A 12,343-nucleotide genomic window follows, 5' to 3' on the forward strand; every position below is an offset into this window, starting at 1 on the left:
GAGAAAGGATTTGATTTACCAAATGTATTATACAGACAATATGATAGTCCGTATATCGTATGCCTTTGTAATATCCATAAGCATTTTGCTAGGTTCGGCATGCTCCTTGATAAACAAAGGGGCAGCATACCTGATCGCGTCAAACGATTCTCCGGGCAGTGCGTTTATTATAAATAGAACTGGGAATGATGTCCTTATCTATATGACGAACCATAGAGGTTTTTTATTAAAAAATGGGTGCGATAATGCAATCTCGCTGATTCCAGAAAATTACAAAGGTGAAAATATCTATATTGAGGAATGTACAGAAAGTGCATTTTTGGAAAGGAGATGTGTTGGCGGAATCACTAAAAAATTTACAAATGTCTCAGATATGATTAGGGTGTTGAACGATTATCAAAGAGAAAAAAAATCTAGTGCTGCATATTTGTTAGATGAAAATTATAATCTAATATTGATCCCATACAACGAAAAACCAAAATACAATCTTACTGAAGGATTTATTGTTACCTGTAAGGAATAGCTTGGTTTCCTCCACCGTGCCCGCCGGGGGCAATCTCAGCCCGCTGGCCGGGGTTCCGACCTGACGCCGGGCACGCCCATCCTTCCCTAAAACGCCTTCCGACCGAACACGCTGCCCCACGAGGAACCGCGCTCACGCGCGGCTGCGGGGTCCACCCAGGCCAGCACCACCCGGCCCATATCCCAGGCCAGAGAGCGCGCAATAAGCCCCGACGGGTCCGCCGGATTGCGCTCCTTGATGGAAAAGAGATAAAAATCGTGCACCTGGCGCGCTTCCATCATGCCGCCCTGGGCCAGGGACCAGAGCTGCGTGCCGGTCTTCACGTCATACACTTCAATTGCCAGGGACAGGGAGCTGTCGCCGCCGCTGCCGCCGTCCATATAGTGATTGATATAGCCGCCCACCAGAAGTTCCGCGCCGCGCTGCCGGGCCAGGGCCAGAGCGCGCGAGCGTTCAAAGGGACCGGCTTCGGGCGCGTATTCCAGGGCCTCGAAGGCATTGAGCGAAAGCCAGATCTGCCAGACCTGGCGCGAAAGCAGGTCGCTGAAGGTCACGGCATTGGTGATCTGCTGCACGGCGCGCAGGGGCACGAAAAGCGCGCGCGGGCGGTGCCCGGCCGGGCCGAGCGGGGACACATAGACGGCGGGCGGCTGACGGCGCACGAAATTGTCGATTTGGATCTGGAAAGGCGTGCTGAAATCTCCGGCCAGGGAGATGGAGGAACGGCTGTCGTCCGGGGTGCTGGCGCAACCGGCGGCAAAAGCCAGAACCAGGGCCAGGACCGGAAGCAGGCCCGGCAGCCAGGGGCATACGCGCCGCGGCAACGATTTCATTGCGGTTTCTCCGAGGCTAGGCGCGCCTTCTGAATGGAGGCGAGCAATTTTTCCCGCGCGTCGCGCAGGTTGTCGTACAGGGCAAGGCGTCTGTCGGCCGACAGGCGGCAAAAATCCGCCGTGCGGGTCATGTCGGCAAGGTGCGCCATGGCCTGCACTAGTTCCGCCAGTTGGCGCGCCTCCGGTCCGGCCAGGGGCACGCTTCTGCCGGCAAGTTCCGCCAGATGCCCCAGCTCCTCGGCCTGGGCACGGATGCCCTCGGGCCGGATCGCCGCGCCATATTTCCGACGTTTGCGAAATTCATGCCAGAGAAAGCGGATTCGTCGCCACAACCGGGCCATGCCCATTGCCTCAGGATTGGACCGCGTACAGCAGTTGAAGAATCATGGGCCCCATCACCATGCAGACGGGCACAAAACCCAGCAGGGTCTGCGGCCAGTTCAGACGCAGGGCCGCGCGGCAGCCCACGGCCATGCAGGCGAGGCCCCAGACCATGCCCGCCAGGGAGCCCAGCGCCGGAATGACGCAGAGCAGCGCCGGGGCCGAACTGTAGACCATGACCTGGAAAACCAGGGGAAAGCTGGCCCGGTCCGGCGCCACGAAACGGTAGGCCAGATGGGTCAGGCCGCTGAAAACATAGAGTTGCAGAACCAGCATGGCCGTGCGCAGCAGCAGGGTCATAGCTAGATTGCTCTGTGGGGCCAGGAGAGCCAGCATTTTTTCCAGCTGCGGGTCCGTGGCCGCGCTGGGGGCCATGATCGCCAGCAGTATGCCGCCCCAGAAACGCTCCACCACCGTCTGCACCACGCAGATAATAAGGTAGAAGCACAGGGCCCGCAGTTGCGGCGCTTCCGGGTTGAGCGAGCCGAAAAAGCGCGGCGCGGCGAACATGACCCGCATGACCGTCTGATAAAAGGAAGCCAGCCAGCCGTCATGCCCGGGTGCCGTCTCCCAGGGATTGGCCTCATAGTCATGCTCCGCATGGGGGTCCGCATCCCGCTCCGGCTCCCGCAGGCGGGCGGCCTCACGGGCATAGGCCCGGCTGGCCGTCCGGCGGATGTCCTCTTCCTCCTCCTGTTCCGGCGCGGCATCCGGGCGGTCGGCGAATGCGCCGCCGTCTTCGCTTCGCGGCTCCCGGCGCTTGCCCTCCGCTTCGCTCGCGGCGTGCTCCGGTTCTTCTTCCCGTACTTGGCGGCCCGGCACAATGGCGCCGGGCGGCAGGGGATCATCCTGCCCTGCCGAGCCCGCCGCGGCCCCGTCGCGTGGCGCGGGCGCGTCAAGGGTTTCCAGCACCCCGTCCTCGGGCGAAAAGCGGAAGCGGCAGGCGCATTTGGGACAGGTGGCAATGACAGCGCGCGCGGGCAGGCGGTCGGCGGGCAGTTCTCGGCTGAAGCCGCACTGCGGGCAGGTAATATTCACTACTGGCTCCTCTCGTGCCGCCCGGACTCCAATGGACGGCGGCACATCTCAATAGAGCATTTAACGCTTGGAAATGCTCCAGACGCTTGAAGACCGGAAAGCGCGCTTCCCGGAGGCCGCCACGCGGCCGAATGTACCTTCTCTATTAGCCGCAGGCAGGCGCGCTGGCAAGTCCGCCACGGACGCGCCCGAAGCCGGTCGATCCGGCCATGGCCGCTTTCGGCACGGCAGAGCCAAAAAAATTCCTCGGTCCGCATTTTCGCCTTGACAAGTTTTTGGGAATGCGGGTAAGCAGAACTATAGTCAACTAGTCATATATATGAATTTATCCGGCCACGCGTATTCCAATAAGCGCCGCGCACAAGGAAGCCGTATGCAATACCATGAGCCATCCCTCCAATCCCGGCACAATCCCGACAATCACCTGCCCGCCTATGCCAGAATCAGCCAGAGCCTGCGCCGCCAGATAGAAAGCAAAGCCTGGCAGCCGGGCGACCTGATCCCCACGGAAAGCCGGTTATCCAAAGAGTACGGCGTCAGCATCGGCACCGTGCGCAAAGCATTGCAGGAGTTGGTCATTGCCGGTTTTCTCCACCGGGTGCAGGGTAAGGGCACCTATGTGGCGGGCAGCTTCATCCGCAGCAAAGACCACCGTTTTTACCGCACCCACGCCGCCTTCGGTGAGCCTGACCCGGAACGGCGCTTCACTTTTCTGCGCTCTTCCACGGAACCGGGGCAGGACTTCATCTGCCGCTATCTGCAACTGGCGGAAGGCACGCCCCTGCTCAAGCTGGAACGGCTCATTTCCATTGACGACCGGCCCTTTGTGCTGGTGCATTCCTATTTCGAGGCCGCGCGCTTTCCGGAACTGGCGCGCACGGACCCGCGCCGCTTTGAAAGCGAGGCCCTGACCCTGATCATTGAAGAGGATTACGGCACGCCCACCATGTCGGCCAGTGAATTGTGCTGCGCCGCCACCGCCTTGCCGGAAGTGGCCGCTGTGCTGCAACTGCCTGAAAACTCCCCTGTTCTTTTTCTTGAAATGCTTTCCTGCTCCTACAACGAGATACCCTATGAATACCGGCAGAGTTTCTGCGTCCCCGGCAGAAAGCTCTCCCGCTCCTACTGAAATTTCACGCCTGTACTGCCGTAACAGGCGTGGAGGCCGCAGCGCAGAAAATGCGATTTTGCGCTCCCCCCGCCGCCGCTGGCGGCGCGCCACGGCCCAACCCGCAGGGAGGATACAGCATGCAGCCTCAGGACTTGGGAAAACGGCTTTTTACATTTGCCGTTATTGCTGATTCACATCTCAATCAGGATGAATTGGACTGCAATTCGCCCTTCCCGGTCAACAAGCTGGCCAACAGGCGCATGCGCCATGTGGTCCGCGATCTGAACCGGCGGGATGTGGCCTTTGTGGTCCATCTGGGCGACCTGATCCACCCGGTTCCCGCCGTCAAGGAGCTGTATGCCGGGGCGGCCGCGCGTTTTCACGCCCAGGTCAGGGAACTGAACGCCCCCCTCCACCTCACCCCCGGCAACCACGACATCGGCGACAAACCCATGCCCTGGGCCCCGGCGGGCTCCATTACGGAAGACTATATCCGGCTCTGGCGGGAGACTTTCGGCGACGACTATTATTCCTTTGACCACAACGGCATCCATATGGTGGTCATCAACGCGCAGTTGATGAACAGCGGCCTGCCCGCCGAAGCGGAGCAGAAACGCTGGCTGGAGGACGACCTTCTTGCCCACGCCGGACAACGGATTTTCATCTGCACCCATTATCCGCCCTTTCTCTGCGAAACGGACGAGGCCGAGCATTACGACAATATCGCGGAGCCGGAGCGCGGCCGGCTGCTTGAGCTGATGGCCCGTTGCGGCGTGGAAGGCCTGTTCGCCGGGCACGTCCATAATTTCTGGTACCTGAACGAAGGCGCCACCAGGCATTATCTCCTGCCCTCCACTTCCTTTGTGCGCCAGGACTACAGCGAAATGTTCAAGGCCCCGCCCGCCCTGGAGGAAACAGAAGCCGGGCGCAATGACGCGGCCAAGCTGGGCTATTTTCTGGTGCACGTGCACGAGCGCGGGCACCTCTGTGAAATGGTCCGGACCTACGGCGCGTGCGTGGCCCCGGACGACCCGCTGGAAACGCCGCCCATGAGCGTGACTCCGGTCGCGCCCGCCCGCAACCGTTACGCGGCCCTGGGCTTTGATCTGCGCCAGAGCTGGGCCGAAGCCGTGGGCATCCCCCCCAGCGGCGCTCTGGATGAATTCGACAGAAAGCAGGTCCGCAACGACTACCCCCTGCTGGCGCTCTGGGAAATGGGCGTGCGCCATCTGCGCATCCCCCTCCAGGACCTGCGCAACGCCGAGGCCCGGCGGCGCATACGCGGCCTCCTGCCGCTGGGGCAGACCTTCACCCTCTATTCCTACGGCCTGCCCACGCCGCGCGACGCAAAGCTCATTCAGGACAACGCCGCCCTGCTCTCCGGCTGGGAAATCAGCTTCCGTGAGCGGGAACTGGCGCGGCTTGCCGCCGGGCTACGCGAATTGCGACGCGAACTGAAGCTGCCCATCCTGCTCAGCCGGATGTGGGAGCATGAGGACAACCGCGCGCCTGACGGCCGCTATTTTCACGTCATGAACCACGGATTCACTGCGGGAGACGCGGGCAGAATCGCCCGCTTGGCCGCGCTCCAGGGGCTGGAAGGCATCGGGCTGGTATTCCGGGCCATGAGCCACGACGACCTCCCCACCCTCACAGCCTTTGCCCACAAAACCTGTGCCGCGCGCGGTCTGCCCGCCTCCCTGCATCTGCGCCTGACCGGCTTCAATCCGGCCGAGGCCGTGCACGATGACACATGGGCGGCGCAGCGCACGGCCGAGGCCCTGTTCTGCGCCGCGGGCACGGGCGTCACGGTTTTTGCCGACGCCCTTACGGATATCGACCGGGGCTATTTCGTGCGCAACGGCGTGCTGGACCAGACCTGCAATCCCCGGCGGGCCGCCAGGGTCATCGGCCATCTGCACGCCGCGCTCAACGAAGGCCGGGGAGACATCGGTCCTGTGGAGGAAATGGAAGCCAAGGGCCGCTGGCTCCGGACCCGCCAAAACGGCGAGAGCATCGCCCTGTACATGGCCGGTCCCGACGCCATGGGCGCGCCCCTGTCCATCCCGCCGGAACTCTTCACCTCCACGGCGGCGGTGACGGCGGTGGATCTGGACAGCGGCTTCAAATTCCCGGCCGAAGAACTCCGCCCCGTGGCCGAGGGCCTGTATTTTTTGCGGGGGCGTTAACCCGTTCTCAATGTGCACGGAAGCCATCCCCGGAATGAACCGACAGAATGAACCCGGGGGTGGATCAGAATAAAACCAGCCGTAAAGGAGAACCGTCATGTCGCACCGATTCACACGCATTCTGGCTTTAACCCTGCTGGCTCTCTGTTTCACGGGCACGGCCCATGCCGAATACCCCAAGGGCCCCATTTCCATCATCTGCCCCTTCGGCGCGGGCGGCGCGGGCGATCTGGCGGCCCGCATTCTGGCCAACGCCGTCAAGAACGACTTCGCCAAGCCCGTGGTCGTGGTCAACAAACCCGGCGCGGCCGGTGTGCTGGGCACCACCGTGGCCTTCCGCAGCAAGCCCGACGGCCAGACCCTGCTCATCGGGCGCGTTGCCAACGCCGCCATCATCCCGGCGCTGAACAAGACCATCCAGTACAAGTGGGACAGTTTTGTCTTTCTGGGCCTGCTGGACCTCAATCCCCTGGTGGTCGTGGTTCACAAGGATTCGCCCTACAAGACGCTGCGGGACCTGGCCGACGCCGTCAAGGCCAATCCCGGCAAGCTGACCTTCAGCACGGCCGGAGCCCTGAACATTCAGGAAATCGCCTCCTATATGCTGCTGCACGCCGTGGGCCTGGGCAAGGACGGCGCGGTGAGCGTGCCCTTCCAGAGCGACGCGGCGGGCAAGAACGCCATTCTGGGCGGGCATGTGGACTTCGGGGCCATCAACCTGGCGGCGGCCTTTGACCAGCTCGGCGAAGGCGGCAAGCTGCGCGCCCTGGCCGTGACCACGGCCAAGCGCCTGCCCAAGTATCCGGATATTCCCACCGTGCGCGAGGCCGGTTTCCCTGAACTGGAAAATATTCTGGGCTGGAACGCCCTGTACGGCATCAAAGGCATGCCCCAGGAGGCCGTGGACAAGTGGGTACAGGCCCTGCAGGCCGTCAAGACCAACAAGGAGTGGCTGGAACCCACGGAAAACATGGGAGCCATCCCCGATATCCTGTCCCCGGCCGAAACCGAAGCCTTTGTGCGGGCCCAGGTGCGGAAGTTCGAACAACTGGGGCAGGCCCTGGGCCTGGTCATTCGGTAACATAGCTTTCACGACAGGAAATTTCCGGCCTGACCTCTTCCGACATATTCCGGACGCCGCGCGGGGAGGAGCCCCTCCCCGCCTGCACATTATTTTGAGTTTGAAATGTGTAACATTTCAAACTCTACGCCGCCCGCATGCTGCGGAAAAACGCGGTTTTTCCTTGCAGTTGGGCGCGGGTGTCCGCTCACGCGGTCACTAGAGCAATTCACTTATTTCATACGCGAATTGCTCTTAAGGAGGCCATATGCACGCGACAGTACGGCAAGATCTGATCCTGGGGCTGACGCTCACGGCATTTTTCTGCATGGTCTATTTCGTACTTATCCCTCTGGGCATCGAGGTTCCCCATTCCCATGACCCCGGCCAGCTTTCCCCGGCGGCCTATCCTTCCTGGATCGCCCTGGCGGGACTGGGCGCCTCGCTGCTGCTCACGGCCAACACGATCCTGAAGCATTTACGGCTGCGCCGCGCCGCCGCGCCGCCCGCAAGCCTGGACAAAGCCGGGCCCCGGAGTTGGGGCGCATTGATGCACACCCTTCTGGCCTTCGGACTGCTCTTTCTCTTTTACTTCTTCATTGACGACGTGGGCATGGTGCTGGGCAGTTTTATTCTGTACGCGACCTTTGCCCGGCTCTGCGGCGAACGCAACTGGCTGCGCCTGCTGCTGACGGACTGCATCCTTACCGCCGCGCTTTACGTCTTTTTCGTCCGCATCGCCGCCGTGCCCGTTCCTTTGGGCATTCTGCAATCCTTCCTCTGAAAACCGGCGCACCCCGCTCCGGCACGGTGTACTGTCACAAAGGTTCCATCGCTCCGCGCTGAATTCAGTATACTCCGCGCCGCAAAACAGTATACGGCACACGACAACCATCAGTGTAAACAGCTTTAGGGACTGCTTCCAAATTGCGGACTTTTGTCTTTCCAGCGAGGAAAACAGGCTTTTTACAAAAAAAATGTATTCCCAATGGCACTCGCTTCAACCGTTGCACCGAAATTGGAAGGCAAAAGAACCGATTCAGCAACAGTCCCCAGGAGACGCCCATGCTTGAAGCACTGCAACAAGGACTGCACCTCATCGCCTCCGTGGAAAACATCCTCGCCCTGTTCGGCGGCATGCTCGGCGGCGTGATCATCGGAGCCCTGCCCGGACTGACCGGGGCCATGGCCGTGACTCTGGCCCTGCCCTTCACCTTTTACATGCCTCCCATCACCTCCCTGATGCTTTTGCTGGGCATCTACAAGGGCTCCATGTACGGAGGCTCCATTTCCGCCATCCTGATCCGCACGCCGGGCACGGCGGCCGCCGCCTGCACCGTGCTGGACGGCTATCCCCTGGCCCGGCAGGGCAAGGCTGGACAGGCCCTGTACATGGCCCTGTACTCCTCCTGCTTCGCGGACATGGTGTCCAATCTGGCCCTGATTTTCTGCACCGGCATGATCGCCAGCTTCGCCCTGCGCTTCGGACCGGCGGAATTCTTTTCCCTGATCTGCTTTTCCCTGACCATTGTGGCCGGGCTGTCCGGCGCGTCCCTGCTCAAGGGGCTCATCTCGGCCTGTTTCGGCCTGCTGCTGGCCAGCGTGGGCATGGACATCGTCTTCGGCACCGGCCGGATGACCTTCAACGACGTGAATCTGATGGCGGGCTTCAGCTTCATTCCCCTGCTCATCGGCCTGTTCGCCATCCCCGAAATCATCAAGGCCACCTCGCCGACCCCGCCGCCCGCCATCCAGGCGGACATGGGGCACAGCCGCCTGACCTGGGCGGATTTCAAACGCTGCTTCACCTCCATTTTCCGGGGCAGCCTCATCGGCGTGGTCATGGGGGCCATTCCCGGCATCGGCGGCGCGCCTGCAGCCTATCTCTCCTACAGCGAGGCCCGCCGCTACTCCAAACGCGCGGCCAATTTCGGCAAGGGCGAACTGGAAGGCATCGCCGCCGCCGAGGCCGGAAACAACGGGGTCTGCGGAGCCACCCTGATTCCCCTGCTCTCTCTGGGCGTGCCCGGCGACATCGTCACGGCCGTGATGCTCGGCGCGTTCATGATGCACAACATCACGCCCGGCCCTCTGCTCTTCGAAGAAAATCTGCCCCTGGTGTACGCGCTCTACTTCGGCATCATCCTGAGTTCGCTCTTTCTGCTGATCTCCGGCTTTTTCTGCCTGCGCGGCGCCGACAAGATCACCAGAGCGCCCCGGATGGTCCTGTTTCCGGCCATCCTCTGCATCTGCCTGTTCGGCGCGTTCTCCATCAACAACAACGCCTTCGACATCCTGGTACTGCTCTGCATGGGCCTGGTGAGCATGTACATGGGCAGAAACCACATCGCGGAAGCGCCCTTTCTGGTGGCCTTCATCCTCGGCCCGCTCTTTGAGGACAATCTGCGCCGCTCCCTGCTCATTTCCCACGGCGATGTCGGCATTCTCTGGAGCACGCCCATCTGCTGGTTCTTCATCGCCCTGACCGCCCTCTCCCTGTTCATCACCCTGCGCAAGGAATGGCTGGAACGGAAAAAGAGCCCGGACCCCGTCGAACCGCCCAATGAGGAGTAAACGAGGACAAAGCCCGCTTGACAGCTCCGAGGGCCATGGATACATTCTTCTCACTCAAGGGGAGTAACTAGGTTCCCGAAACCTGGACGGCATCAACAGCATGACCTTATTGGTCTGGTGCCGTCGTCGGCCACGCCGATCAGTGAGACCTTGGCAGCAATGCCAGGGTCTTTTTTTTGTTTTCCGGCCCGCGCCCCGGACCGTACATCTTTTGCCCAAGGAGACGCCATGTCACTCCGCGCTCTGCGCCCCTACATTCTGGCGATAGTGCTCACACTGCCGGGCCTGGCCCTGCGTTTCGCGCATCCCGACCTTTCACCGATCTGGGTGGCCGTGCTTTCGGGCATGGCTATTCTGGGGGCTTCCTTCCTGCTGACCTGGGCCTGTGAAGTGGCCCAGCTGGACATTCCCCAGGCCGTGGCCGTGGCCGTGGTGGCCTTTATCGCCGTGCTGCCGGAATACGCGGTGGACATGTACTTCACCTGGATGGCGGGCCAGCACCCGGAAAGCGCCTATTCCCACTACGCCATCGCCAATATGACCGGGGCCAACCGGCTGCTCATCGGCGTGGGCTGGTCGGCCATCGTGCTGATTTTCGCCGGGCGCTACCATTCGGCCGTGGCCCTGCACGACGACAAGCGCACGGACGTGCTTTTTCTGGGCCTGGCGACCCTCTACGCCCTGCTGATCCCGCTCAAGGGCTCGCTGACCTGGGTGGACGGCGTGGTTTTTCTGGCCATTTACGCCTGGTACATCTGGATCATCGCCCGCCGTCCCTGTGAGGAGGAGGAACCCGAAGGCCCGGCCGCCGTGCTGGCCCAACTGCCCAAAAAGAAGCGGCTGCGGACCGTGATCGCTATTTTCCTCTTCGCCGCCCTGGTGATTCTCTGCAATGCCGAACCGTTCAGCGAAAGCCTGGTGGCCAGCGGCAAGCTGCTGGGCGTCAATGAATTCCTGCTGGTGCAGTGGCTCGCGCCCATCGCCTCGGAAGCGCCGGAATTCATTGTGGCCCTGATGTTCGCCTTCCGGGGCAACGCCGGACTGGCCCTGGGCAGCCTGCTCTCCTCCAAGCTCAATCAGTGGACCCTGCTGGTGGGCATGATCCCCGGCGTGTACGCGGTGTCCTCAGGCGGACTTTCCCCCTCCATAAACCTTGACACCCACCAGTTCCAGGAAATATTACTGACCGCCGGGCAGTCCATCTTCGCGGTGGCCCTGCTGCTGGATCTGCGTCTGCACGTGCGTGAGGCCTTCTGGCTGCTGGTGCTCTTCGCGGCCCAGTTGTTATCGCCCTTGTATGACGCACAGTTGGAAGCTATGCTGGGCCTGCCGCACGACCCGTTGCGCCTGCATTATTTCTACGCCCAGGTCTATCTGGCCCTGGCCGCGATACTGATGATCAAGAACTGGCGCAAGGTCTGGCAGTTGCGCCTGGGATTCAAAGTTTAAGGAGAGGGGTCCGGCATTTGGCCCCCTCCTTTAGAATATTTTGCGATAATTTCGCGGTGCGGATTTTCACGGAAAATCCGCACAGAGCGCTGAGATATTTTCAATATCAAAACGCTCTCAATATACATGGAGGATGCGCCATGCCGCATGCTTTTTCTCATATCCGGGCCATCCCGCCGACACCGGCGGGATGGCTGCTGATCCTTCTGCTGGCCTGCGCCTGCATCCCGACGGCCTTCTCGCCCGCCTGGGCGGCCGAGGAAACACCGCCTCCGGCTGATTCCGCCGCGCCGGACACCGAGGACAGCGGGCCCGAGCAGGCCGTCTACCCCGATGTGCTCAATGAGCACATCCAGCGCGGCGGCAACGGCAATCCGGCGGTCAGTCTTTATTATCCGGTGCTGCATCAGACCGCCGTGGACGAGGCCATCCGCCGCTGGGCCACGGACGTGGCCGACGCCTATGAAAAAGAGGTCAGCAAAGCCGACGGCCCGGACGGAGAAAAGCCGAGCAGCTACGGCATGTGGGATCTCACCGGCCTGTTTGAGCTCACGCGCCCGTCGGAAGGCGTGGTCAGCGTGACCTTCAGGGTCTACAGCTATACCGGCGGCGCGCACGGCAACCTGGAAATCACCTGCCTGAATTATGACCTGCGCACGGGACGGCGTCTGGACTTGGCGGACCTGTTCAAGGATCCGGAAAAGGCCCTGCAACTGATGTCCGCCTGGTCCCAAAAAGAACTCGCCCGCAGCTTGGGCGAAGATACGGACGAGGACATGATCCGGGACGGCGTGGCCCCGGATCTGCGCAATTTCGCCAATCTGACCCTGACGCCGCAGGGACTGCGCATTGAGTTCCAGCCCTATCAGGTCGCGCCCTGGGCCGCCGGGCCGCAGCGCGTGGACATGCCTCTGGCGGAACTGGCCGCCGCCGGCCCCGAAGTCCGGATCTGGCCCCAGGCCCCTGTTGTAGAGTAAAGTAACTTTAAAAGCTGCTTTACTCCGGCGACTGCGAAAGCGGACGCCCGCGCCCTCATCCTGCGGCGGGACCGCGTTTCCATCACGCGTCAGCCGTTGCCGCTGGGCGGCTTGCGGATGACGACAGCAACGATAGGATAAGGGCGGCGCAGACTTTGAGAATGTTAATTCTCAAAGTTAATCTGCTCTAAAAGACTGACATGGAGTC

The 12,343-nt window shown here is 61.7% G+C and carries 11 protein-coding genes; 8 read left to right on the plus strand and 3 right to left on the minus strand.

Annotation, left to right across the window (positions count from 1 at the left end; all coding sequences use genetic code 11):
- The first annotated feature begins 10 nt into the window (after positions 1–10).
- Positions 11–523 (plus strand): hypothetical protein, encoded by a 513-nt coding sequence (locus tag HMPREF0326_RS16500; RefSeq protein WP_156896227.1) that lies wholly within the window; start codon positions 11–13, stop codon positions 521–523.
- 86 nt (positions 524–609) lie between these two features.
- On the opposite strand, the gene HMPREF0326_RS00030 is transcribed toward HMPREF0326_RS16500, so the two are convergent.
- The 3 genes from HMPREF0326_RS00030 to HMPREF0326_RS00040 are packed head-to-tail and all read right to left on the minus strand — an operon-like array spanning position 610 to position 2,775.
- The gene (locus tag HMPREF0326_RS00030) at positions 610–1,356 is read right to left on the minus strand and encodes a hypothetical protein (RefSeq protein ID WP_008681714.1); all 747 of its coding nucleotides are present in this window, start codon (positions 1,354–1,356) and stop codon (positions 610–612) included.
- On the minus strand, positions 1,353–1,697 hold the full coding sequence (locus HMPREF0326_RS00035) for a hypothetical protein (RefSeq protein WP_020990084.1): 345 nt from the start codon (positions 1,695–1,697) through the stop codon (positions 1,353–1,355). The genes HMPREF0326_RS00030 and HMPREF0326_RS00035 overlap by 4 nt, the downstream gene beginning before the upstream one ends.
- 10 nt (positions 1,698–1,707) lie before the next feature.
- Positions 1,708–2,775, minus strand: a complete 1,068-nt coding sequence (locus HMPREF0326_RS00040) for a zinc-ribbon domain-containing protein (protein WP_008681716.1) — start codon at positions 2,773–2,775, stop codon at positions 1,708–1,710.
- Between the two features lie 373 nt (positions 2,776–3,148).
- Between HMPREF0326_RS00040 and HMPREF0326_RS00045 the strand changes: the two genes are divergently transcribed.
- The 7 genes from HMPREF0326_RS00045 to HMPREF0326_RS00075 all read left to right on the plus strand — a co-directional run bounded on the left by HMPREF0326_RS00045 (position 3,149) and on the right by HMPREF0326_RS00075 (position 12,135).
- Entirely contained in the window at positions 3,149–3,904 is a 756-nt protein-coding gene (locus HMPREF0326_RS00045; RefSeq protein ID WP_008681721.1) for a GntR family transcriptional regulator, read from the plus strand.
- Between the two features lie 119 nt (positions 3,905–4,023).
- The gene (locus tag HMPREF0326_RS00050) at positions 4,024–6,075 is read left to right on the plus strand and encodes a metallophosphoesterase (RefSeq protein WP_008681723.1); all 2,052 of its coding nucleotides are present in this window, start codon (positions 4,024–4,026) and stop codon (positions 6,073–6,075) included.
- 97 nt (positions 6,076–6,172) lie between these two features.
- Positions 6,173–7,156 carry a Bug family tripartite tricarboxylate transporter substrate binding protein gene (locus HMPREF0326_RS00055; protein WP_008681725.1) on the plus strand — a complete coding sequence of 328 codons (984 nt, stop codon included), beginning with the start codon at positions 6,173–6,175 and terminating at the stop codon, positions 7,154–7,156.
- A 247-nt stretch (positions 7,157–7,403) separates the two neighbouring features.
- Entirely contained in the window at positions 7,404–7,919 is a 516-nt protein-coding gene (locus HMPREF0326_RS00060; protein WP_008681727.1) for a tripartite tricarboxylate transporter TctB family protein, read from the plus strand.
- Positions 7,920–8,200: 281 nt separating this feature from the next.
- Positions 8,201–9,709, plus strand: coding sequence for a tripartite tricarboxylate transporter permease (locus HMPREF0326_RS00065; protein ID WP_008681728.1), 1,509 nt, complete (start codon positions 8,201–8,203; stop codon positions 9,707–9,709).
- 228 nt (positions 9,710–9,937) lie between these two features.
- Positions 9,938–11,158 carry a sodium/hydrogen exchanger gene (locus tag HMPREF0326_RS00070; protein WP_008681732.1) on the plus strand — a complete coding sequence of 407 codons (1,221 nt, stop codon included), beginning with the start codon at positions 9,938–9,940 and terminating at the stop codon, positions 11,156–11,158.
- Between the two features lie 140 nt (positions 11,159–11,298).
- Complete coding sequence (locus HMPREF0326_RS00075; protein ID WP_020990085.1) at positions 11,299–12,135, plus strand: DUF3298 and DUF4163 domain-containing protein; 837 nt, start codon at positions 11,299–11,301, stop codon at positions 12,133–12,135.
- The last annotated feature ends 208 nt before the right edge of the window (positions 12,136–12,343 follow it).

Source organism: Desulfovibrio sp. 3_1_syn3 (assembly GCF_000145315.2).
Taxonomy (GTDB): domain Bacteria; phylum Desulfobacterota; class Desulfovibrionia; order Desulfovibrionales; family Desulfovibrionaceae; genus Desulfovibrio; species Desulfovibrio fairfieldensis.